Origin of the sequence: Undibacterium sp. CCC3.4 (genome assembly GCF_034347425.1) — a bacterium.
GTDB lineage: Bacteria > Pseudomonadota > Gammaproteobacteria > Burkholderiales > Burkholderiaceae_D > Undibacterium.
Genome location: NZ_CP133779.1, coordinates 3,118,197 through 3,138,942 on the forward strand (window position 1 = coordinate 3,118,197; position 20,746 = coordinate 3,138,942).

28 protein-coding genes and 1 pseudogene are annotated in these 20,746 nt (G+C 55.6%); 24 read left to right on the forward strand and 5 right to left on the reverse strand.

Annotated features, from left to right (window positions below; genetic code table 11):
• The first annotated feature begins 10 nt into the window (after positions 1–10).
• Together RHM61_RS13950 and RHM61_RS13955 are read left to right on the forward strand one after the other, a co-directional pair.
• Entirely contained in the window at positions 11–517 is a 507-nt protein-coding gene (locus RHM61_RS13950; RefSeq protein ID WP_322247903.1) for a hypothetical protein, read from the forward strand.
• A 20-nt stretch (positions 518–537) separates the two neighbouring features.
• A complete protein-coding gene (locus RHM61_RS13955; RefSeq protein ID WP_322247904.1) occupies positions 538–1,002 on the forward strand; it encodes a hypothetical protein in 465 nt (154 codons plus the stop codon).
• A gap of 278 nt (positions 1,003–1,280) precedes the next feature.
• Here the strand turns inward: RHM61_RS13955 and RHM61_RS13960 are convergent, their stop codons facing one another.
• Positions 1,281–1,913 carry a DNA adenine methylase gene (locus RHM61_RS13960; RefSeq protein ID WP_322247905.1) on the reverse strand — a complete coding sequence of 211 codons (633 nt, stop codon included), beginning with the start codon at positions 1,911–1,913 and terminating at the stop codon, positions 1,281–1,283.
• Between RHM61_RS13960 and RHM61_RS13965 the strand changes: the two genes are divergently transcribed.
• From RHM61_RS13965 to RHM61_RS14035, 15 genes and pseudogenes are all read left to right on the forward strand, one after another.
• Positions 1,903–2,556: a phage baseplate assembly protein V gene (locus tag RHM61_RS13965; RefSeq protein ID WP_322247906.1), complete on the forward strand. Its 654-nt coding sequence runs from the start codon at positions 1,903–1,905 to the stop codon at positions 2,554–2,556. The genes RHM61_RS13960 and RHM61_RS13965 overlap by 11 nt on opposite strands.
• Positions 2,553–2,945, forward strand: a complete 393-nt coding sequence (locus tag RHM61_RS13970; protein WP_322247907.1) for a GPW/gp25 family protein — start codon at positions 2,553–2,555, stop codon at positions 2,943–2,945. Before RHM61_RS13965 ends, RHM61_RS13970 begins: the two co-directional genes overlap by 4 nt.
• Entirely contained in the window at positions 2,938–3,837 is a 900-nt protein-coding gene (locus RHM61_RS13975; protein ID WP_322247908.1) for a baseplate assembly protein, read from the forward strand. The genes RHM61_RS13970 and RHM61_RS13975 overlap by 8 nt, the downstream gene beginning before the upstream one ends.
• Positions 3,834–4,343 (forward strand): phage tail protein I, encoded by a 510-nt coding sequence (locus RHM61_RS13980; RefSeq protein WP_322247909.1) that lies wholly within the window; start codon positions 3,834–3,836, stop codon positions 4,341–4,343. Before RHM61_RS13975 ends, RHM61_RS13980 begins: the two co-directional genes overlap by 4 nt.
• An 11-nt stretch (positions 4,344–4,354) precedes the next feature.
• On the forward strand, positions 4,355–6,502 hold the full coding sequence (locus RHM61_RS13985; protein WP_322247910.1) for a hypothetical protein: 2,148 nt from the start codon (positions 4,355–4,357) through the stop codon (positions 6,500–6,502).
• 2 nt (positions 6,503–6,504) lie between these two features.
• Positions 6,505–6,855, forward strand: a complete 351-nt coding sequence (locus tag RHM61_RS13990; protein WP_322247911.1) for a hypothetical protein — start codon at positions 6,505–6,507, stop codon at positions 6,853–6,855.
• Positions 6,794–7,114, forward strand: a complete 321-nt coding sequence (locus RHM61_RS13995; RefSeq protein ID WP_322247912.1) for a hypothetical protein — start codon at positions 6,794–6,796, stop codon at positions 7,112–7,114. Before RHM61_RS13990 ends, RHM61_RS13995 begins: the two co-directional genes overlap by 62 nt.
• Before the next feature lie 50 nt (positions 7,115–7,164).
• Positions 7,165–8,337: pseudogene (locus RHM61_RS14000) on the forward strand (phage tail sheath protein).
• 31 nt (positions 8,338–8,368) lie between these two features.
• Entirely contained in the window at positions 8,369–8,878 is a 510-nt protein-coding gene (locus RHM61_RS14005) for a phage major tail tube protein (RefSeq protein WP_322247913.1), read from the forward strand.
• 62 nt (positions 8,879–8,940) lie between these two features.
• The gene (locus tag RHM61_RS14010; protein WP_322247914.1) at positions 8,941–9,261 is read left to right on the forward strand and encodes a phage tail assembly protein; all 321 of its coding nucleotides are present in this window, start codon (positions 8,941–8,943) and stop codon (positions 9,259–9,261) included.
• A gap of 8 nt (positions 9,262–9,269) precedes the next feature.
• Positions 9,270–9,392 carry a GpE family phage tail protein gene (locus RHM61_RS14015; protein WP_322247915.1) on the forward strand — a complete coding sequence of 41 codons (123 nt, stop codon included), beginning with the start codon at positions 9,270–9,272 and terminating at the stop codon, positions 9,390–9,392.
• Positions 9,393–9,432: 40 nt separating this feature from the next.
• Entirely contained in the window at positions 9,433–11,979 is a 2,547-nt protein-coding gene (locus RHM61_RS14020; protein ID WP_322247916.1) for a phage tail tape measure protein, read from the forward strand.
• Positions 11,980–12,012: 33 nt separating this feature from the next.
• Positions 12,013–12,531 carry a phage tail protein gene (locus tag RHM61_RS14025; protein WP_322247917.1) on the forward strand — a complete coding sequence of 173 codons (519 nt, stop codon included), beginning with the start codon at positions 12,013–12,015 and terminating at the stop codon, positions 12,529–12,531.
• Positions 12,528–13,808: a contractile injection system protein, VgrG/Pvc8 family gene (locus RHM61_RS14030; RefSeq protein ID WP_322247918.1), complete on the forward strand. Its 1,281-nt coding sequence runs from the start codon at positions 12,528–12,530 to the stop codon at positions 13,806–13,808. Before RHM61_RS14025 ends, RHM61_RS14030 begins: the two co-directional genes overlap by 4 nt.
• Before the next feature lie 178 nt (positions 13,809–13,986).
• A complete protein-coding gene (locus tag RHM61_RS14035) occupies positions 13,987–14,370 on the forward strand; it encodes a hypothetical protein (RefSeq protein ID WP_322247919.1) in 384 nt (127 codons plus the stop codon).
• A 21-nt stretch (positions 14,371–14,391) separates the two neighbouring features.
• Here RHM61_RS14035 and RHM61_RS14040 read toward each other — a convergent pair whose 3' ends face one another.
• The 4 genes from RHM61_RS14040 to RHM61_RS14055 all read right to left on the reverse strand — a co-directional run bounded on the left by RHM61_RS14040 (position 14,392) and on the right by RHM61_RS14055 (position 16,289).
• Entirely contained in the window at positions 14,392–14,721 is a 330-nt protein-coding gene (locus RHM61_RS14040; protein WP_322247920.1) for a hypothetical protein, read from the reverse strand.
• On the reverse strand, positions 14,718–15,149 hold the full coding sequence (locus RHM61_RS14045; protein WP_322247921.1) for a helix-turn-helix domain-containing protein: 432 nt from the start codon (positions 15,147–15,149) through the stop codon (positions 14,718–14,720). The genes RHM61_RS14040 and RHM61_RS14045 overlap by 4 nt, the downstream gene beginning before the upstream one ends.
• 259 nt (positions 15,150–15,408) lie before the next feature.
• Positions 15,409–15,813, reverse strand: coding sequence for a hypothetical protein (locus RHM61_RS14050; RefSeq protein WP_322247922.1), 405 nt, complete (start codon positions 15,811–15,813; stop codon positions 15,409–15,411).
• 38 nt (positions 15,814–15,851) lie between these two features.
• A complete protein-coding gene (locus RHM61_RS14055; RefSeq protein ID WP_322247923.1) occupies positions 15,852–16,289 on the reverse strand; it encodes an XRE family transcriptional regulator in 438 nt (145 codons plus the stop codon).
• Between the two features lie 81 nt (positions 16,290–16,370).
• On the opposite strand from RHM61_RS14055, the gene RHM61_RS14060 reads away from it, so the two are divergent.
• The 7 genes from RHM61_RS14060 to RHM61_RS14090 all read left to right on the forward strand — a co-directional run bounded on the left by RHM61_RS14060 (position 16,371) and on the right by RHM61_RS14090 (position 20,561).
• Complete coding sequence (locus tag RHM61_RS14060) at positions 16,371–16,583, forward strand: hypothetical protein (protein ID WP_322247924.1); 213 nt, start codon at positions 16,371–16,373, stop codon at positions 16,581–16,583.
• 17 nt (positions 16,584–16,600) lie between these two features.
• Positions 16,601–16,744 carry a hypothetical protein gene (locus RHM61_RS14065; protein ID WP_322247925.1) on the forward strand — a complete coding sequence of 48 codons (144 nt, stop codon included), beginning with the start codon at positions 16,601–16,603 and terminating at the stop codon, positions 16,742–16,744.
• Positions 16,741–16,998 (forward strand): ogr/Delta-like zinc finger family protein, encoded by a 258-nt coding sequence (locus tag RHM61_RS14070; RefSeq protein WP_322247926.1) that lies wholly within the window; start codon positions 16,741–16,743, stop codon positions 16,996–16,998. Before RHM61_RS14065 ends, RHM61_RS14070 begins: the two co-directional genes overlap by 4 nt.
• Before the next feature lie 96 nt (positions 16,999–17,094).
• On the forward strand, positions 17,095–17,310 hold the full coding sequence (locus RHM61_RS14075; protein ID WP_322247927.1) for a hypothetical protein: 216 nt from the start codon (positions 17,095–17,097) through the stop codon (positions 17,308–17,310).
• The gene (locus RHM61_RS14080; RefSeq protein WP_322247928.1) at positions 17,303–17,557 is read left to right on the forward strand and encodes a hypothetical protein; all 255 of its coding nucleotides are present in this window, start codon (positions 17,303–17,305) and stop codon (positions 17,555–17,557) included. Before RHM61_RS14075 ends, RHM61_RS14080 begins: the two co-directional genes overlap by 8 nt.
• A gap of 4 nt (positions 17,558–17,561) precedes the next feature.
• On the forward strand, positions 17,562–20,234 hold the full coding sequence (locus RHM61_RS14085; protein ID WP_322247929.1) for a toprim domain-containing protein: 2,673 nt from the start codon (positions 17,562–17,564) through the stop codon (positions 20,232–20,234).
• Positions 20,235–20,345: 111 nt separating this feature from the next.
• Positions 20,346–20,561, forward strand: coding sequence for a hypothetical protein (locus RHM61_RS14090; RefSeq protein WP_322247930.1), 216 nt, complete (start codon positions 20,346–20,348; stop codon positions 20,559–20,561).
• The last annotated feature ends 185 nt before the right edge of the window (positions 20,562–20,746 follow it).

The following is a 20,746-nucleotide window of genomic DNA, read 5'->3' on the forward strand; positions in this document are numbered from 1 at the left end:
AAAAATGGGAATGTCGAATCTACACCCTGTTATGGACTTTGGTCTGCGCCAGCAAGAGGCGGTTACATGCCTTCGCGAAAAAGGATTCAAGCAAGCCACGCTTGTTTTACTCTTTGCTGCTATAGATCAATTAGCCTGGGTAGCAAGTGACAAAGAAATGGTCGGCAGCGACGGCTTTAAAGCGTGGGTGCAACAGTACATGGTCGACAGAAGTCCAAAATTCCTTTCCGGTGCAACCGCTGCTGATCTCTGGGGTGCGCGATGCGGGGTGTTGCACACTGGTGCTGCGGAATCGAATGACTTTCAAAAAGGTGATGCGCGTCGAATCTACTATTCATCCAATTGTGGCCAAGTCAGGTCGGAAGATCCGACTATTCTGTTTTTATCTCTGGAGTGGTTAGGACGCGCATTTGCCGCAGCGTTAGTTTGGTTTTTGAATGACCTCGAAAATGATCCTGTGAAAGATGCTCGTGCGCGGGAAAAACTTGCGCGCATGCTGGTCGCCCAACAACTGTAAGCACATAGGAAAAAAGGATCGTGATCGAATTCCCTAAAATGCTCTATCGACCTCGGGCAATGCCAAACGAGCAAATTGGCGGCCTGAAGCTAGACACCAGCACAGTGAACTCGGAGCACGAGCAAGCAACTGCGGAGTCGCAGGGATGGATTACGCCGCTCGCCAAGGTGCTTGCAATCGTTGAACAGGAAGATGTGCTCAAGAGTGAGCTTATCGTGGATATCGATAATAGCATTCGTAAAGCATACGATTCGAGTCTTTCGACAGCCGAACAAAAAGCCTTAAGAGTTCACCTGGCCTTTGTTCTCACAAGGTTGACCGAGCCGAATACGCAGATAGAGCCAGCGAAAACCGCTATCATCGTCCTGGAAAATCGAATGTCAAAAGCGCTGCCGTGGTTCCAGCGCCCATTTGGTATTTTAATTCTCGCGATTTTAGGCGGCGTTCTGATAGCCGGAATTGTTAAGGAAATTGGTTGGATTTGACAAGGAACTATTGTGGCAGCAATTGATGAAATTTGCGGCTGTAACTACGAGACGGATACCCACGTTGGCCTCTGCATGCGCCGAAAGGAACAAGCACGAAACCAGTGCTCGAATTGCATCGCCGGCAAGCATTCGTTGGAGCTGCGCGGCGATGTGGCAGCACCTGTAAGTGCCGTGCGGCCTACTCAGCAACCTTAAATCGGAAAAATAAAATCAGACAGACCACTTTTACCATCCAAAGGAGCCTTGCGGCTCCTTTGACGTTTCTGCGGTAATGGCTACCCATTACGAATAATCAATTCTCCTTTCTTTTCCTTGCTACGATTGGCACCGCCTACGGTGTAATGAATGTCAACGCGTTCCATGATCAATCCGTCGAATATCTGGCGCATTTCCGGGATGTCGTTGACCGTGATGATCATGCGACTTTGGATGGTCTTGGCCAGCTCGGCCATGCGCTGGTAATGCTGCAAGCCGAATTCGACACCATAGCCTTCGGTACCCCAGTAGGGTGGATCGCAATAGATCAAGGTGTGGGCGCGGTCGTATTTTTTGATGCAGTCTGCCCAATCGAGGTTTTCGATATAGGTGCGGCTCAAGCGTAAGTGCGCGGCCGACAGGTCTTCTTCCAGACGCAACAGGTTCAGCTTGGGTGGGCAGGTGGTGGCGGTGCCGAAGCTCTGGCCATCCACTTTGCCGCCGAAAGTCATCTTTTGCAAATAGAAAAACCGCGCCGCGCGCTGAATGTCGGTCAAGGTTTCTTCTGGCGTGATCTGTAACCATTTGAAAATTTGACGCGAGCTCAGCGCCCACTTCAAATGGGTACCGGGCATCGCGTCCGAGTTGATAAACGCCTTTCTAACCAAGTGCCGGATGCAATTCCAGCGCTGACGCGGCAACATGGTGTGCATGACTGCCGACCGCTCTGAATTACTGCGTTTACTTCTCAATCTGATACGCTTAGGGCGTATCGTCGAGTGCGACTATGCACAACAGCGGGCCCGCGTCTTGGTTGGTAAAAATCTGACGGACTGGCGGCCATGGCTCACCGAGCGGGCCGGCGACACGCAAACCTGGTGGGCACCCTCAGAGGGTGAGCAAGTTCTTGTATTGTCACCGGAAGGCGATTTTAATCAGTCGGTGATTGTGGGGGCCATTTACTCTGACCGTGGCGCGGCACCTTCAAGCAATCCGGCGCAACATCTCAGCCATTATCAGGACGACGCCAGCATTTCCTATGACTGGCAATCCCATACCTTGAGCGCTGTTTTACCAGCGGGCAGCCATGCCTTCATCAAAGCCGACCAAGTTACCGCTGATGCGCCGGAAACGACCTGTACCGGTAATTTGACGGTGCAAAAAAATCTGATTGTCAACGGTATGAGCATGCTCAATGCCGGCATGGCGGTGTTACCAGGTGCCACTGGAGACAGCGCGCGGATTGAGGGGCGGCTGACGGTCAGCGCAGATGTGGAAGTCAGCGGCATCAGCTTGGTCGCTCACCGCCACGGCGGCATCCAAGCCGGCGGCGCGCAGACCGGAGGTCCGCAATGAGCGACATGATGAGTGGCATGAGCAGGCTCAGCGGTGCGGCCTTGTCGGGCTTGGCGCATATACAGCAATCGGTCGCCGATATGTTAACGACACCGATCGGTAGCCGGGTCATGCGGCGCGAGTATGGTTCGGAGGTGCCGGAGCTGATCGATCAGCCGCTCAATGGTGCCACCCGTTTGCGCTTGTATGCGGCCACGGCCTATGCTCTGCTGCGCTGGGAACCGCGCCTCACGCTGAGCGGTTTGCAACTGGCTTACGATTTGCAAGGAACTGCCATCCTGACGCTGCAAGGCAGCGTCGCGCAGCAGGGGGTGCAATTGGAGGTCGCACTGACTGCCAGCACAGCAAACGCGGCAGGCGTAGACCAAAGGGCGCGCCGTCATGAATAATTCAAGCATCGACTTATCCAAACTGCCGGCACCTGACTTTGTGCAAGCCTTGTCGTATGAAAGCATCCTGGCCGACATGCTGGCTGACTTCACGCACCGCGCGCCTGATCACACCAGTGCGCTGGAATCCGACCCCGCCTACAAAATTCTGGAAGTGGCCGCCTACCGCGAATTACTCCTCCGGCATCGTATCAACGAAGATGGCCGCGCCTTACTGATCGCCTTTGCCACGGGTGCTGACCTCGATCATCTCGGCGTCACTTATTACAACGGGGAACAGCGTTTGCAGATCCGTGCCGCTGATGCTAACGTGTCGCCGCCGCTGTCACAGTTAATGGAAAACGACGAGAGCTATCGGCGGCGTCTGTTACTCAAAGATGACAGCTATTCCACGGCTGGCAGTAATAAGGCCTACCAGTTTCATGCTTTATCGAGTGCCGGCCAAGTCAAAGATGCTTCAGTCACCAGCCCGCACCCTGGCACGACTGTGATCAGTATTTTGTCCCACGAAGGCAATGGCCTTGCCAGCCTAGCCTTACTTGAGCAGGTGCGGCAACGGCTCAACCAAGACGATGTGCGCCCGCTGTCGGAAGAAGTGATCGTGCAGAGTGCTGAGATCGTCGAGTGGGCCTTGGATGCAGACATCTATACCTATGCAGGACCTGATCAAAACATTGTGCTGCGTGCCGCCGAGGATAGCTTTGCCGCTTACCTGCGCGAGCAGCAACTGCTGCAAGCCGACATCACCGATTCCGCGCTCTCGCGCGCTTTGCATGTACCCGGGGTCTTTAAAGTCGTGCGTCGCAGTCCCGTCAACGATATTGTCTGCAGCCCGACCCAGGCTGCCTGGTGCACCGCCGTGCAATTGCAGATCGCCGGGAGCAAGCCATGACACGCAGCTTATTGCCCCCGAATGCCAGCACACTGGAACGCGCACTGGAACAAAGCAGCGCGCGCCTCGGCGACATCCCGTTTCGGCTACGCGATAACTGGCAGCCAGAGCGCTGCCCCAGCAATCTACTGCCCTGGTTAGCCTGGGCCGTGGGCGTCGAGGAATGGGATAGCAACTGGCCGGAATCGATGCAGCGCGATGTGATCGCCAGCGCGCGCCGTATACGCCAACAAAAAGGCACGCCGGCAGCGGTGAAACGGGCTTTGCTGGCACTCGGCCACCCGAACGCCCACTTGCTCGAGCGGAGTGACGCGAATAAATGGGCGACCTTCAAAATTATCCTGACGCGGCCGGTCAGTATTAAGCAAGCCGAGCTGATCAAGCTGCGTATCAACCAGGTGAAGCGCAACTGCTGTCACTTGACGGCACTCGATTTCACCTGTACCCCGATCAAATACAACGCCACCATCAAGTACGACGGTAGCTACAGCCATGGCATGGTGTGAGGAAAAAAACAATGTCTGATATCAAAGAAAATCACGAATGGTCCGAGACGATCTATGAAATCGCCACCACCGATGATGTCATCGGCGGCGCGGACGGCATCTCGAATCGTCAAGCCACGCAACTGGCGGGGCGCAGTAATTTTTTACGTCGACATGTGGAGGCGCTGGAAAGCGGCAGCACCCCGGCCGGTCAAGCCAGGCAACTGAGCAGTGCGCGTAACATCCGCATTGATGGCGACGCCAGCGGCAGTTGCCGCTTCGATGGCGGCCAGGATGTCAGCTTGACCTTGACGCAGAAGCGCTCCGGCGTCGCGCCCGGCAGTTATCGCCGTGTGACGGTCAACGAGCAAGGCGTGGTGCTCGAGGGCGGCAATCCGACCACCCTGGCCGAGTATGCCATCAGCGATGCGGCACCGATTCACAGTCCGCATTTTCAAGGTCGGGTGACGGTCGGGGTCGATGACAATGGCGGCGACAGTTTACAGGTCGGCGGCAGCGTCTCGGCTACGCTCGGGTATCGCGGTGTCTGGCTGATTCCCGATGTGCGCGACAAGGTATCGACACCGGAGAGTTATCAGGGTTTTGCAGCGACGTTTGAATTCAAAACCGCCAGCAATGTCGACTTACCACCATCACGCGCCAATGGCAGTTTTGCGCATACGCTGACGGTTGCCGGCTACGATGCGGCGGGTGCGGCCGGCGGCGGGTTGCCGGCGCAATTGAGTTTTGGTGACGGCTTATCTATTCGTCAGGCCAACAGTGCCAGCAGCTGGGGCGCTTGGCGTAACATCTGGCACGATGGGAATTTGACCAGGCTCAGTCAACTCGCGAATGACCAAGCGTTTATTCAAAACCAGTATTTGCAACACAATCGGACTAACGATGCCAATGCCCCCGTTACCTATGGCGGCATCCATTTTCATTATCTGTTGGGTGACAATCGACCCGCTGGCATGAGCGATGGGGCCTTGCTCTCGTTGGCGCACAGCCCGGAGTGGGCGACGCAAATGACCAGCGATTGGCGTACCAATCAATTCTATATCCGCTCAAAAAATGACGGCACATGGTGTGGCTGGTCGCGTCTCATTAGCGATACCCAGGTGCCGCTGATCGCTAAGAAAGTCCGCTATCACGCCGCAGATGGCAGCAGCATCGACCAAGCGTTTTCAGAGCATGGTTTTGATTACGATACGGCCGGCGCAGGATTTTCCGGCCCGTTTTTGAGCTTTGGCTCGCTCAATGCCTTGGGTTCGCAAAACAGCAGTACCTATCAATGTCAATTCATGGCCTCGTATGCGCATGCGGCAGGCTTACTCAAATTTCGCACGCAGAACGGCGATGCCGGCGGCGTGTGGAATCCGTGGCGCACACTCTGGCACGATGGGAACCTGCAACATCTGAGTCAACTGCAAAATGACGCCGGCTATCGCTCCCACCATGCTGTGGCCATCGATATCGCAGCACTCGACAGCGGTACGGCCGCTGGTGATTATCGGGTCATCAGCCCCGAGGCGACGCAGATGATGCTGGTCTTCGATGTCGCCGGCAGCGTCGGGCCGGTGCAACTGATGTTCAACTATGCCGGCGGTTTTTCTTATAGAAATCAACGTGACAGCGGCACCTGGACGCCCTGGAAAACGCTGTGGAACAATGAAAACCTGACCAGCCTGAGTCAATTAAAAAACGACCTCAGCGTTTTCCCGGCCGGCACGCGCATGCCATTTGCCCAAGCTGTCGCCCCGACCGGCTGGACGCAAGATCTCTCCGACAGCAGTAATAACCGCATGCTGCGTGTCGTGCATGGCAGTGGTGGGAACGTCGGTGGTGTGCACGATCCCAGTATCAATCATGTCGTTGCCGCGCATACGCATAGTTTTACGACTGGGGGTATCAGTGCCAATCATACCCATGGCGTCAACGATCAAGGTCATAGCCATTTGGGTGGCGAATCTGAACATCAAAACCGCATAGGCGGCGAGTATGGTGCCTATGTTCGTCTCAACATTCACTCGCAAAGCTGGACTAAACCAGCGACAACCAACATTTGGCTACACGGTGCCGACACCGACCACAGCCATAGCGGATCGACCGACAACGGCTCGTCGCAAACCAACTGGCAGCCCCGTTATCTCGACATGATCATCTGCGTAAAGGATTAGCCATGAAAAAAACACGCCCTGTAACACACGTCACCGGCTACCAATGGGGCGATGACGGCGGCTATATCGGCCCCTACCAATTTGAAAAAAACCGCGACAAGCCAGAAATCCACCTGCCACCGCGTACCACCTTACTCGCACCGCCTGGCGATTTACCGGTCGACCTGGAAGCGGCGTGGGATGGCAGTCAGTGGATTTGCCGCCGGCTTTGCTTGTCGTATTTACCTGATCGTGTGCTTGTTGGTGGCGAACCGGATGACCAACCGCCTGACAACAATCTTGAGGAAAACCATGGAAATCACAACGAAGACCTGCTGCCCGCTGGGCCAACAGTGCCAGCAAGTCAAGGATAACGCGATTCATCAATGCGCCTGGTATACCAAGCTGGCGGGGAAACATCCCAGCACCGGCAGCGACATCGATGAGTACGGCTGCGCCGTGGCCTGGCTGCCGATTCTGTTGATCGAAAATGCCCATCAGCAGCGCAGTACCGCGGCGGCCATCGCCTCGTTTCGCAACGAGATGGTCGATGCGGCTGATGCCAATCAGGCCGGATTGGCTGTGTTGGCGATGGCTACCCAGTTGCCGGAACGATTGGGGCGCAAGGGCTGAAACGAAACGCTTCACTGTTTATATTTTTTTACCCATCACAGGAGACCACGATGGCCAGCGACTACCACCATGGCGTGCGCGTCATTGAAATCAACCAGGGCAGCCGTCCTATCCGTACCATCAGTACTGCCGTCATCGGCCTCGTCGCGACTGCCGACGATGCCGATGCTGAACTCTTCCCGCTCGATACGCCTGTTTTGCTCACCAATGTGAATGCGGCCCTCGGTAAAGCCGGCAGCACCGGCACCTTACGCCGCACACTGGAAGCCATCGGCTTGCAAACCAAAGCGCTGACCATCGTGGTACGCGTGGAAGAAGGAGCCGATGTGGCCGCCACCGCCACCCATGTCATCGGTGGGGCCACGGCCAGCGGTCGCTACACCGGCATTAAAGCTCTGCTGTCGGCACAAAACAGCCTCGGCATCAAACCGCGCATACTCGGTGCGCCCGGCCTCGACAGCAAGGCCGTGACTAACGCCTTGGTCGCCGTGGCCCAGCAACTGCGTGGCTTTGTCTATGCCTCCGCACATCACTGCGCGACCAAAGAAGAAGCGGCGCTCTATCGTAAGGATTTTGGTCAACGTGAGTTAATGCTGATCTGGCCCGACTTCGTCAGCTGGGACAGTGCCACCAGCACCGAAACCAGCATCCCCGCGGTCGCCTATGCGCTCGGCTTGCGCGCCAAAATTGATTAAGAAATCGGCTGGCATAAAACCCTCTCGAACATGCCGGTCAACGGGCCGACCGGTCTCGCGCGCGATGTATTCTGGGATTTGCAAGACCCGGCTACCGATGCCGGCTATCTCAATGGTAAAGAAATTACCACCCTGATCAACCAAAACGGTTTCCGCTTTTGGGGTTCGCGTACAGCGGAAGAACCGGAATTCTTTTTCTTTGAAAATTACACTCGCACCGCTCAGGTACTGGCCGACACCATCGCCGAAGCCCATTTCAGCTACGTCGACAAGCCCTTGCACCCCTCGCTGGTGCGGGATTTGATCGAGAGTATCAATGCCAAATTTCGCGACCTGAAAGCGCAAGGCTACCTCATCGATGGCAGCGCTTGGTACGACGAACAGTTCAACAGCAAAGAAGCGCTGAAAGCCGGCAAGCTGGCCATCGATTATGACTACACCCCGGTGCCGCCGTTAGAAAATCTGGTATTCCAACAACGCATCACCGATCGCTACCTGGCCGATTTCGCTAATCGCGTCAACGCCTGAGAGCGCACTGACACTTCGCAAGGAGAACAACATGGGCTTACCCAGCAAACTGAAAGACTTCAACTTGTTCAACGATGGCCAGTCATATATGGGCCAGGTGCCGGAACTGACGCTACCTAAGTTGACGCGCAAGATGGAAGAGTACCGCGCCAGCGGCATGAGTGGCCCGGTCATGGTTGATTACGGCAATGAAGCCATCACGCTCGAATGGACCGCCGCCGGTCTGCTGATCGATGCGCTCAAACAGTACGGTGCGCACAGCCACCATGCCGTGCAACTGCGCTTTGCCGGCGCATTTCAAAACGATGACACTGGCGAGGTATCGGCTATGGAAGTAGTGGTGCGTGGTCGGCACAAAGAAATCGATATGGGCAGCGCCAAGCATGCCACCGACACCGCGCATAAATACAGCACCAGCTGCAGCTATTACAAATTGACGGTCGATGGCGAGGTGCTGATCGAGCTCGATTTCATGGGGGGCACGGAACAAATCGGTGGCAAAGATCGTCAGCGCAGTATTCGCCAAGCCATTGGACTATAAGTCCGGCACCAACGAATGGCTGTTAATATTTTTTTTAAACAATGATTCAAACAAGGATGATCATGAACCCAACAGACAAGCTCAGTAATGACAAGCCCATCAGTGTCACGCTCGATGAACCGATACGACGTGGCGACACGCTGATTACCGAAATCGCATTACGCAAACCCAAGGCCGGCGAATTACGTGGCGTCTCGCTGGTCGACATTGCCAATCTCGACGTCATCGCATTGCAAAAAATTTTACCGCGCATCAGTCAGCCCAGTCTGACCAACCACGAAGTCAACCATCTCGAACTGGCCGACCTGATGGCGCTCGGTGCGGAGGTGGCCTATTTTTTGGCGAAGAAGGCGGATCGGAACATGGTCTCCCCGACTGCGTAGAAAATGCCATGGCCGATATCGCCGTCGTCTTTCACTGGCCGCCGGCCGCACTCCATGCCTTGTCGCTGGTGGAATTGATGGATTGGCGTGAACGCGCCCGGGTACGTTCGTGTAGTGACAATGCTGTTTAAGCGAGCGCCGTGACGGCAAAAAATATAACAGGAATTTTCTATGGCCGACCTGCGATTACAAGTCATACTGAGCGCCCTCGATAAGGTAACGGCACCGCTGAAAGCCATCCGCACGGCAGCGCTGCCGACCTCTGCTGCCTTACACGCGACCCATGTGCGCTTGAAAGAGCTCAATGAGCAGCAGCGCACACTCGACCAATTTCGCACACTGCACCAAGGTCTGCGCCTATCATCCACCGCACTCCATGAAACGCAAGAGCGTGTACAACAATTGGCGCGTAGTATCGCCGCCAGCGGCCAACCCAGCCGTGCCATGACACGCGAATTCAAGGCCGCGGTCACGGCGGCAAGCCGACTCAAAGCCGAGCACGCAAAACAAAACCAGCAATTACAGTGGATGCGTGATCGCTTGTCGGCCGCCGGCATCAGTACCAATGCACTGAGTAAAACGCAAATCGGATTAAGGCAAAGTATCCAGACCGCCAATGCCGAACTGACAGCACAGCAAAAAAAACTCAGCGCCCTGGCTGCGCAGCAGTCCCGTGCCGCCACCTTACGCAAACAATTCAGCAGCACCCGAGAATCGGCCGGGAAGCTTGCCATGGCGGGTGCGGGCAGCGTCGCCAGCGGCGGCGGACTGTTGATGAGCATGCGCAAAATACTGTTGCCTGGAATCGAATTCGATGCCGCCATGTCGCGCGTTCAGGCACTCAGTCGCAGTGAGAAAACAGCACCGGAATTCATCGCCATGCGTCAACAAGCCCGCGATCTCGGTGCCGGTACCAGCTTTACCGCCACCGAGGCGGCCGAAGGTCAAGGCTACCTGGCTATGGCCGGCTTTACCCCAGATCAAATTTTGCAATCGATGCCGGGCGTGCTCGCTGTTGCCAAGGCCGGCGGTGCCGATCTGGCGCGCAGCGCTGATCTCTCCTCAGATATTTTGACCAGCTTCGGCTTGAGGGCCGATCAGATGAGCCGCGTCGGCGATGTCTTGACAATGACCTTTACGACCGCCAACACCAATCTGGACATGCTGGGCGAAACCATGAAATACATCGGCCCGGTCGCCAAAGCCGCTGGTATGTCGCTCGAGCAAGCTGCGGCCATGGCCGGCTTGCTCGGCAATGTAGGCATCAAGAGCAGCCAGGCCGGCACTACCTTGCGCGCCATGCTGCTGCGGCTGGCCGCGCCGACTGCCGCTACCAGCAAAGCGCTCAAACACCTCGGCGTCGCCGCCGTTGACCTGCACGGCAATGTACGCGACATCCCCAATGTGCTGCGCGATGTCGCCCGCGCCACAGACAAAATGGGCAGCGGCAAACGACTGAGCTTCTTGAAAATGATCTTCGGCGAAGAACCGGCCGCCGGCATGGCTGAACTGATTGCCCAGCAAGGTGCCGATGGCATTGGCAACTATGTCCGCATTATCGACGCCTCGGGCGGCACCGCAGAAAAAGTCGCGCACGTCATGGCAAACAATTTACAAGGCGATTTACAAACCCTGACCTCTGCCTGGGAAAATTTCGGCATTACCGCTTCCGAGACCATCGACGGTCCCCTGCGCGACCTGACCCAGCGCATCAGAGAGCACATCAACGCGGTAACAACTTGGGCGCAGCAGCATCCCGCGCTCACCGCTATGCTGCTGAAAACGGCACTGGTCGTCGGCAGCCTGTTAGTACTCCTGGCCGGCCTGGCACTGGTGAGCGCAACGCTGATCGTTCCCATGGCGGCACTCAAACTCGCGCTGGGTCTGCTCGGCCTGCAAGGCGGCTTGCTCTCGACCGTGCTGGTCGGATTGCGTACCGCCTTGCGCCTGCTCCTGAGCTTGCTGCTTGGGCTAGGCCGCGCCTTACTCATGAACCCGATCGGTTTAGCAATCACAGCCTTCGCGCTGTCCGCCCTGTTGATCTATACCTACTGGGAACCGATCAAAGGATTTTTCAACGGCCTGTGGAACGGCATTACGGCACGCTTTGAACAAGCCAAGCAAAGCCTGCGCGACCTCACGACTGGCATCGGGAACGACCTCAGCAACGCCGTGCGCAACGGGTTCGGTATCGACCTCCCGACCACCTTTACCGAATTCGGTGCCGGCCTGATGAACGGTTTCGTCAAGGGCATCACCGGCGCGCTGAGCCGTGTCAAAACCAGCATCACCAGCGCAGCTGAGAGCGTGATCATCTGGTTTAAAGACAAACTCGGCATCCGCAGCCCCAGCCGCGTCTTTGCACTGTTCGGCGACGACACCATGCAAGGCTTGGCACTCGGTCTCAGTCGCAGCGAAGCTGTCCCCCTGCGCCAGGTCAGCGGTATCGCAAAACGCTTGGCACAGATTGGCGCTGACGTGACGCTCGGCGCGGCTCTGCCAGGCACGATCACTCCAGCGCTGGCCTTCGATACCCGCGCGGCGCTGGCCCCGGCAAAAGCCGAGGGCACGCTGATCCAGGGCGACACCATCACGATCACGATCAACCCCGCACCCGGCATGGACGAAGCTGCCATTGCCAAAGCCGTTGCCAAAGCCCTGGAACAACGCGACCGGCAAAAAGCGGCCCGCTGGCGCTCACGCCTGGCCGATGACTAATCCCATAAAGAAAGAAGGAAGGAAGAAAATACCATGATGATGGCCTTAGGCATGTTTGTCTTCAGTCTCTCCACCCTCGCTTACCAGGAATTACAACGCCAAACCGACTGGAAGCACCCCGGTAACAGCCGCGTCGGCCGCCGCGACGCCTACCAGTTCACCGGCAAGGGCGAAGACAGCATCACACTCTCCGGCTGGCTGGCCCCCGAACTGAGCGGCAGCCTGTATGCGCTCGATGCCTTGCGACTCATGGCCGACACCGGCAAAGCCTGGATACTGATACAAGGTAGCGGTCGTATTGTCGGCACCTTTGTCATCACCAGCATGACGGAAAACAAAACCCACTTGGCCGCCAACGGCAACCCGGCACGCCTTGATTTCACCATCGTACTCAAGCGTACCGATGACAACGTCCCCAGTCTGCTCAGCAGCTTGGGCGACCCCGGCAGCATAAAAAATATGCTCGGCCTCGACGGCTTGAGAAAAACGGCAGATGAAGCGCTGCGCGACATCCAATCCGGCCTGGGCAGTTTCACCGGAAGCCGCCAATGAGCCATCCACAAGCGGCCTTCAAGATTACCCTCGATGAGCAAGATCTCACCGCGCGCATCGCCCCGCGTTTGCTCAGCCTGACATTGAGCGAAGCCTCTGGCGATGACAGCGATCAGCTCGATTTACAGCTTGACGATGCCGATGGCCAGCTCGCGCTGCCACCGCGTGGCGCGACGATACGCCTGCAGATAGGCTGGGCCGAATCTGGCCAATCAGGCCAATCAGGCGGCGCATATGGCCTGATCGACAAAGGCAGTTTCACCGTCGATGAAATCGAACACAGCGGCGCGCCCGACACACTGACCCTGCGCGCGCGCACGGCCAACCTGATCGATCAATTTCGGCTGGCCCAAGACAACAGCTTTCACGCCACCACTTTAGGCAGCATCATCGAGCTGATCGCATTCAGAAACGAACTGGCAGCCGGCATCGCTGAGAGCTTGCGCGATATCCTCGTCGCCCATGTTGATCAAACCAGAGAATCGGATGCCGCATTTTTGCGTCGCCTTGGAAAACAATATGATGCCGTCGCCACCGTCAAAAACCATACCCTGCTGTTCTTACCTATTAACCAGAGCCGCGCCTTATCGGGCAAGGAATTAGCCGTGATACGCTTGAACCGGCACAGCGGTGACAGCCACCGCTACCATAGCGCCGAACGCGAGCACTACAGCGGCGTGCGCGCCTTTTGGTATGACTCGCAAGAAGCGATGCGACGTAGCGTCGTCGCCGGCGCGCCCGGCAACAGCAAACGGCTGCGCAGCACCTACGCCACCCCAGCCGAAGCGCGCCAAGCCGCGCAAGCCGAATGGCAGCGGCAGCAGCGCGGCTTGGCCACCCTCGAACTCACACTGGCCCTCGGTAACCCGGCCCTGATGCCGCAATCGCCCGTCATCGTCAACGGTTACAAAGACGAAATCGATCAAACCGCTTGGCTGGCCGTCAAAGTCAGCCATCAGCTCAGCGCTGCCGGTTTCACTACTCGCCTCGAACTCGCAACGCTCACTGCGCCGGCCGATACGGAGGGCGAAGGGGACGATCAGGCTGATACGGATCCCGACCCGGACATCACCGGTGTGGCAGCCAAATGGCATGACAGCATCAGTAAAAACCAAGGGCGCGCGATTGCAGGTGCCGGTGCCAAACTCAAAACCTTAACGTACAGCTACGCCAGCAAACAATCCGCCCAGCGCGCCGCAAACTTGGAATGGGCCAAGATACGAGAACGCCGCGAAATGCTCTTGGAGAACCAGCGCGGTGATAAGAATAGTGCCTAAATGCATAGCAATGCAACGAAAAAAATCGGTAAAATGCCTCGTCAAGCAGCACTAACCCTGCGCAAGGAGGACAGCATCGATGCCTTATTTCAAGACTCATTTCAGGACTATCCTGCTCGTGTTGTTAAGCCTCGCGGCCGCAAGCGCCCCAGCACAAACACACTGCACCAGTGACGACATGGGCGCACCACACTGCAGCACTATCGAGGGCAATGTGCTGCGCCAGACGCCCGATGGTTCCGGTGGCACCCGCATCACCGACAGCAAGGGACAAGTCACGCGCATCAGGCCCGATGGCTCAGGCGGTAGCATACGCACCGATTCCAAAGGGCATGTCACACGCATGCGCCCCGACGGCTCCGGTGGCACCCTCATCACCGATTCCCAGGGCCATGTCTCACGCCTGCGACCCGATGGGTCCGGCGGCAGCCTCATCACCGACGCCAAAGGCCAAGTGACACGCATGCGCCCCGATGGTGCCGGTGGCAAACGCATCACCGGTCCAAACGGGCAGGTAACACGTTGCACACCAGATGGCAGTGGCGGGAGCCGATGTCAGTAAGCGGGATTCAGGGTAGGTGGTTTAATCCAGCATCCACCCGACCAATAACACCCCAGCTCCCAGCGCCGCAAGCAAACCCACCACCGCCTTACAAACCCAGCGTAAAACGGTGATGCCAATACCAGACTTGCGAGCCGAAAACAGGCGCATCACACTGCCATGACCAGTGCGGCAAAAATAACCCATGCGTCCGCGCCGCAGCTTCACACAATAGTTCGCCTTCTCAGGGTCGCTGTTGATATAAATATGCATCGCATTATGTTGGGCGTTTCTTGCATACGACGAACCCAATACTGCTTGGCCGACATGGAATGTAGATTTGGATGCGGATGGAGTGATGTCGGCTGTCATTGTTTTTTACTGGGCGTTCCTTTCCCAACAGTAAAATTCAGTGGTCCATGCACATCCTGATCACCCTGCACCACCTGACCGACTTCCCCTTTAATCACCGTCCGCTTCCAGTCTTCGGATACCGTCAACAGGCCGTGCAGCATCCCGAGGACACCGGCTTGACCACGCACATCGAGCGAGCGAAAATTTTGCAGCAATTCATTTTCATCCTCATTGAGCGACTCCTCATGGCTGACACCGGTGAGCAGATACAAGATATCGACGCCTGCCTTCGCCAGCTTTTCCAAATACACCGAGTCCGGTCGGCGCTCACCGCTTTCATAATTCAACTGTGTATCCTTGGTCACGCCGCCCAAGGCCGCAAACTTCTCTTGATTAAAGCCAAGTCTCTTGCGCTCGGCACGTAAACGCTGATTAAAATTAGACATAAGCATTTTTTTATGTTGACATAGGGTCGTTTGACCACCATATTAATCCTAACCCGTAACCACTCTTAATCATACATGATGAGTCTAGCGTCCTTTCCTCATCGCGCGCCAAAAATACCTTTTGCAGTCCCATTGGCCTTGCGTCTCGCCATCGAAGAACTGGCAAAAACAAACCAATAATTTCGAATAAGCAAAATTAGTAAATAGCACAAGGCGGCCATACGCCGCTTTGTGCTTTGTGTTTATTCAGTGCTAGGCGCTACTCACGTCCAGCATGCGTTATTCCAAGTATAAAAATATCGAGCTGATCGCTGGTTATCTGTCCCATTTTCAAACACTCCTTTTCGCCACCTTCAAATACCATTCCTTGATAAGCATGGCGATTTAATACTCTGATACTTTTAATGCCTCTCCATGCTTTTGGTTTTTCCCATAGCGTTGAGCAAATAGAAAAAATAGCCTGCGTATAAATTTTTTGCGTCACTCGGTCCTCCTTTGTGACTATTGTTAAGACGTCATCTGGAATAAGTTTCATGCTAAGGGGTTGCCAAGGGAGTAAAACTTTCTGAATGGCTTCAGGAACAGGACGTGCGTCAGCGGATGGGACACCAAGCACCAATGACAATAGTAATGCGCTAAAAAAATTTTCATTTCGTTTTTGCAAAATGGTGGATTGTAAAAATTTTGCTATTTTTTGAGTGTCTATTGCTTATTTTTTTTGCGCCCTACATTGATTGTCTGAGGCCCAGTAATATCGCCGGTGATCTGCTGACCGACGTCACCATGGAACGTTATCGTTTGTTTACGATTTTCAGGTTTCGGTGGTTTGGCTTCAGCGATACCCTCAGCGACGCCTAGTAAACGGGCCTGGCCTTTCATTCCCAGTGCTCTGTATGCAGTGAGAAGCTCATTTTCATCCGGCGTGATCGTGGTATTCGAAACCACTCCAGTTAATACGAATTGGACATCAACGCCAATAGTTGAAATTAAGGCCAAATACTCAGCATTTGGCACCAGCTTTCCCTGCTCCCAATCAATTTGAGAACGCTTGGAAGCATCACCAACGATAGCAAACTCAGCCTGACTATATCCAAGTCGCTCGCGCTCTGTTTTTAAACGGGCCCCTATTTTTTTTCGCAATTTTTCACCATTTTCTTTACAAGTGCGAAATTTCGCACTATATTTACGTCATTGCTAAGTAACGTATACAAATCATATCCTATGAACACCATAGACCCAACCTCAAGCACCGAAATTGAGCAAATTTCCAAGCCGATCACAGTGCGTCTACACCCAGAAGAGCTAGCCAAGGTCGAACGTTATGCCAAGGAAGATCACCGCACCCGCGCCTCGTTTCTGCGTGTCATGACCTTACGTGGACTTGCTGCCTACGAAAAAGAATACGACACCACCATCGCCAGTACGACTGCTTGATCGAGGAAAATATCGCCATGTCAATTCGTGTCAAGCATGGGCTTGAAAGCGATGATCAGGCATTCGAATGGCTCGTCAAATTCGCCTTGCGTGAAGGTGTTAAAAAAATCACCGGCCGAGGCCGGGCGCTATATGCAATAGAGAGGAAACCACCAGCATGAGAGTCATCAGCCTACCTTGTCCGCACTGCGAACAACCCGTGCGCGCGATAAAAAGCCGCACCATGTCGCCGATGTTTAAAGAAATCACCTACCGCTGCAATAACCCGGACTGCGGCCACGTGTTCATCGCCGGCCTCGAAGTATTGCGCACCATCTCACTCTCAGCGACGCCGAACTGCCTGATGAAAATCCCGATCTCTCAGCACGTGCGCAGCAGCGCGATCAAGCAATTGTCGCTCAATCTGTCCGGATGACGCGCAGCGCCTGATTCATTCCCCTCTGTGAGTAATGACACCTCATGCCGGTATTGCGGCGTGTGGGACTTTTTTACCTCAAATTTTGGAGCCACCATGACACTCTCTTTACTCTCTCACACTCGATTGCCGCGGCAACACTTGAGCACGCCCGTCGCCATGCGTGCCTTTACCGTCACCGTGATCACCCCAAGGCACTGCTTGCGCTACACCGCCATCGCACGCTGCAGCGGCGACTGCCTGCTCGCCGCCCTGGAGTGCTTCGACATCGCTGCCGTCAGCGCCCGACCCAGCAGGAGGCTTTATGACTGAGCACACTTGGACCTACGCCGAACTCACCCGCGCCGCCGAACAAAAAATCACCCTATGGATGAAGCGCAGCGCCGAAATGGGCCACCACAGCTACCCCGCAAAAATCTGCCGAGATTTCGCTTGGGGCGCGCACAGCCTGTGGTTTGAATTGACGGCCGGTTACCAACAGCCAGGCGACGACGAACGCTTGAGCGCCTTGCAAGCCGTGCCGCAACAAGACGATCAGCAAGACGACCACCCAGAGTAAAGCGATGGACACCTCCCTACACCAAGAAGTCAGCACACGCCTGGCCGAATTCAATTTCAAGCCGGAACAAAGCGGCATGCTGCGCGGGGGAGTGTGCCCGGCGTGCCAAAAGAAAGAGCTCTACACCAATGCCGACCACCCTTGGGTATTACGCTGCGGCCGCCTCAACAATTGCGGCGAGGTGTACCACATCAAAGACCTGTATCCAGACCTGTTTGACAAATGGTCTGAACGCTATCCATCCACACCGGAAAACAAGAATCCGCATGCCGCCGCCGACGCCTACCTGCAAATCGGCCGCGGCTTTGATCTGGCCAAACTACGCGGCCTGTACACGCAAGAATACTATTACGACAGCAAGCTCAACATCGGCAGTGCCACCGTGCGCTTTTCCCTCGGCAGCGGCTACTGGGAAAGACTGATCGACCAACCCCAGCGCTTCATTAAAAAGGCGAATTTCAAGTTCGGCATGCACTACCACGGCAGCTGGTGGAAACCGGACCAGATCGACCTACAAGACGTCAAAGAAATCTGGTTAGTCGAAGGCATCTTCGACGTCATCGCCTTGATGCACGTCGGAATCCATGCCGTAGCACTGATGTCCTGCAACAACTACCCGGAACAAGCGCTGTCGCAGTTGCAAGCAGCATGTGGCAACCAGCATTGCACCCTGGTATGGGCCTTAGATGGCGACCCGGCCGGCCGCAACTTCACCAAAAAACACGTAGACCAAGCACGCGCCGCCGGCTGGAACTGCGCCGCCGCGCAAATCCCACAACGCGGCAAACGCGCCATCGACTGGAACGACGCCTACCAGCGCGACGCCTTAACACCCGACCATATCAAGACATACCGCTATCATGGCGCACTACTGATCGCCCCAACCCGCGAAGAAAAAGCCTTGCTGATGTACCTGCACAGCGGCGAGCGCACCGAATTCCACTTTGATTTTGGTAACCGCTTGCACTGGTTTCGGCTCGACCTCGAGCACTACAACCGCCTGCGGCTGGAGCAAGACCATTCCGATGACTACCAAACCCTGTCCGAATACGACCTGCGCAAAACCGCGCTGGAACAATCGAGCATGGTCAAGGAAATCGCCAACTGCAATCCCAAGGCGCTGTATTTTCAAGAAAACCTGATCACCGGCGAAAGCTGGTACTACTTCCGCGTCGCCTTTCCCCACGATGGCAAACCGGTTAAAAACACCTTCACCGCCGCCCAAATCGCCAGCGCCGCCGAATTCAAAAAACGCCTGCTCGGCATGGGGGCCGGCGCGATGTACAGCGGCAGCAGCATCCAGCTTGACCGCATTATGGCCGACCAGTTGTACAACATCCAGCGCGTCGAGACGATTGATTACATCGGCTACAGCATGGAGCATGCGTGCTATGTGCTCGGCAATGTGGCGATGAAAGGTGGCGTTCTGCATGAGATCAACGGCGAGGATTTTTTTGATATCGGCAAACTCTCGATCAAGTCACTCAACAAATCGGTCACCCTCAGCATCAAGCGCGACCGCGACGCCTACCGCAGCGACTGGGTCAATCTGCTATGGGCCGCATTTGGTGCCAAAGGCCTGGCCGCTCTGACATTCTGGTTCGGCACCCTGTTCGCAGAACAAATCCGCGCCACACAATCCTCGTATCCCTTCCTGGAAGTGGTAGGCGAAGCCGGTGCCGGTAAATCAACGCTGATTGAATTTCTGTGGAAACTGTTCGGTCGCAATGGCTACGAAGGCTTTGATCCAAGCAAATCGAGTCTGGCGGCACGTGCACGTAATTTCAGCCAGGTATCGTGCCTGCCGGTAGTGCTGATCGAGTCCGACCGCGAACGCATGGGCGAAGAAAAAAGCCACATCAAATCCTTCGACTGGGACGAACTGAAAACCGCCTACAACGGCCGCAGCACGCGCGCACGCGGCATGGCCACCGGTGGCAATGAAACCTACGAGCCGCCATTTCGCGGTGCCATCGTCATCAGCCAGAATAACCCGGTCAATGCCTCCGAAGCGATCCTGTCGCGGATTGTGCATCTGTACTTCGACCGCTCGACGCAGACAGCGGCATCGGGCGAAGCCGCCGACGAGCTCAAGTATCTATCCTGCGAAGCGGTGTCGGGCTTCATTCTGGCAGCGACCAAGCGTGAAAAAGCCGTCATGGCGGAAATAACGGCGAAGACCCGCGACTACCTCAAAGAATTACGCGCCAGCCCCCACGTAAAAATGCCGCGCATCGCCGAAACCCACGCGCAAATGCTGGCCATCGCCGACGCCTTGAGCCTGGTGATCAAGCTCACAGACGAACAAAAGACCGCACTCAAGGCGCAAATCGTCACCATGGCCGGAGAGCGTCAACAAGTCATCAACAACGACCACGTCCTGGTGCAGGAATTCTGGGAAGCATTTGACTACCTCGATGGCGGCGACCTGTCGATACTCAACCACAGCCGCGACGCCAGCCTGATCGCCGTCAACCTCAACCACTTCCTGCAAGTCGCCACCGAGCGCCGCCAGCAAGTACCGCCGCTGCGCGACCTGAAAAAAGTCTTAAAAACCAGCAGCCGCCGCAAGTTTGTTGATGTCAAGGTGGTCAATAGCAGCCTGCGCGGTACCCAATCCCAACTCGCCACCCAATCCGGCTCGATGAAGTGCTGGGTGTTTCAGCGTGAGAAATAAACCGGTACACAAAAATGAAAAAATTACAAAAAAGAGTGTTGGACCCATGCTGCGGAAGTCGCATGTTTTGGTTTGATAAACAAAATCCTGTAGTGAACTGAAAGGCAAATGATGAATAATACTGAATTGATGACGCTTGCCGATATCGCCGAAATGCATCAATGTTCAATCAGGCATGCACGGGATGTTGTTGTAAAAACACCTGGCTTTCCTGCTGAATCACCTACAAGCAGAGTCAAACATAAGCTCTGGATTCGCGCAGAAGTTAAAGCATTCGTAACCAGAAAACCCGCAAAATTCCCGCACAATACGATGAATGCCCCTTAGATAGATGGTTTTCGATTCCGGCCTCGGGCACCAAGCACATCTTTCTCTTCTTCGCGTTTTTCACCGTTTTCCCTTTGAAATCAGTCCCTTACGACGACATTCTGCGCGCCGGTCGGTACGCTTTTCCTTTATTTTCCCCGCCTTTTTCTACCATCAACTCCCCAGAATTTCCCCACAAACTCCTC

Coding starts and splice junctions, on each gene's coding strand:
- RHM61_RS14065 (WP_322247925.1), top strand. CDS start 16,601: ATGTCAATTCGTGTCAAGCATGGGCTTGAAAGCGATGATCAGGCATTC.
- RHM61_RS14080 (WP_322247928.1), top strand. CDS start 17,303: ATGACTGAGCACACTTGGACCTACGCCGAACTCACCCGCGCCGCCGAA.
- RHM61_RS13950 (WP_322247903.1), top strand. CDS start 11: ATGTCGAATCTACACCCTGTTATGGACTTTGGTCTGCGCCAGCAAGAG.
- RHM61_RS13985 (WP_322247910.1), top strand. CDS start 4,355: ATGTCTGATATCAAAGAAAATCACGAATGGTCCGAGACGATCTATGAA.
- RHM61_RS14030 (WP_322247918.1), top strand. CDS start 12,528: ATGAGCCATCCACAAGCGGCCTTCAAGATTACCCTCGATGAGCAAGAT.
- RHM61_RS14060 (WP_322247924.1), top strand. CDS start 16,371: ATGAACACCATAGACCCAACCTCAAGCACCGAAATTGAGCAAATTTCC.
- RHM61_RS13975 (WP_322247908.1), top strand. CDS start 2,938: ATGAATAATTCAAGCATCGACTTATCCAAACTGCCGGCACCTGACTTT.
- RHM61_RS13980 (WP_322247909.1), top strand. CDS start 3,834: ATGACACGCAGCTTATTGCCCCCGAATGCCAGCACACTGGAACGCGCA.
- RHM61_RS14090 (WP_322247930.1), top strand. CDS start 20,346: ATGAATAATACTGAATTGATGACGCTTGCCGATATCGCCGAAATGCAT.
- RHM61_RS14025 (WP_322247917.1), top strand. CDS start 12,013: ATGATGATGGCCTTAGGCATGTTTGTCTTCAGTCTCTCCACCCTCGCT.
- RHM61_RS14015 (WP_322247915.1), top strand. CDS start 9,270: ATGGCCGATATCGCCGTCGTCTTTCACTGGCCGCCGGCCGCACTCCAT.
- RHM61_RS14010 (WP_322247914.1), top strand. CDS start 8,941: ATGAACCCAACAGACAAGCTCAGTAATGACAAGCCCATCAGTGTCACG.
- RHM61_RS14085 (WP_322247929.1), top strand. CDS start 17,562: ATGGACACCTCCCTACACCAAGAAGTCAGCACACGCCTGGCCGAATTC.
- RHM61_RS14020 (WP_322247916.1), top strand. CDS start 9,433: ATGGCCGACCTGCGATTACAAGTCATACTGAGCGCCCTCGATAAGGTA.
- RHM61_RS14040 (WP_322247920.1), bottom strand. CDS start 14,721: ATGACAGCCGACATCACTCCATCCGCATCCAAATCTACATTCCATGTC.
- RHM61_RS14045 (WP_322247921.1), bottom strand. CDS start 15,149: ATGTCTAATTTTAATCAGCGTTTACGTGCCGAGCGCAAGAGACTTGGC.
- RHM61_RS14075 (WP_322247927.1), top strand. CDS start 17,095: ATGACACTCTCTTTACTCTCTCACACTCGATTGCCGCGGCAACACTTG.
- RHM61_RS13995 (WP_322247912.1), top strand. CDS start 6,794: ATGGAAATCACAACGAAGACCTGCTGCCCGCTGGGCCAACAGTGCCAG.
- RHM61_RS14035 (WP_322247919.1), top strand. CDS start 13,987: ATGGGCGCACCACACTGCAGCACTATCGAGGGCAATGTGCTGCGCCAG.
- RHM61_RS13960 (WP_322247905.1), bottom strand. CDS start 1,913: ATGCACACCATGTTGCCGCGTCAGCGCTGGAATTGCATCCGGCACTTG.
- RHM61_RS13965 (WP_322247906.1), top strand. CDS start 1,903: ATGGTGTGCATGACTGCCGACCGCTCTGAATTACTGCGTTTACTTCTC.
- RHM61_RS14005 (WP_322247913.1), top strand. CDS start 8,369: ATGGGCTTACCCAGCAAACTGAAAGACTTCAACTTGTTCAACGATGGC.
- RHM61_RS13990 (WP_322247911.1), top strand. CDS start 6,505: ATGAAAAAAACACGCCCTGTAACACACGTCACCGGCTACCAATGGGGC.
- RHM61_RS14070 (WP_322247926.1), top strand. CDS start 16,741: ATGAGAGTCATCAGCCTACCTTGTCCGCACTGCGAACAACCCGTGCGC.
- RHM61_RS13970 (WP_322247907.1), top strand. CDS start 2,553: ATGAGCGACATGATGAGTGGCATGAGCAGGCTCAGCGGTGCGGCCTTG.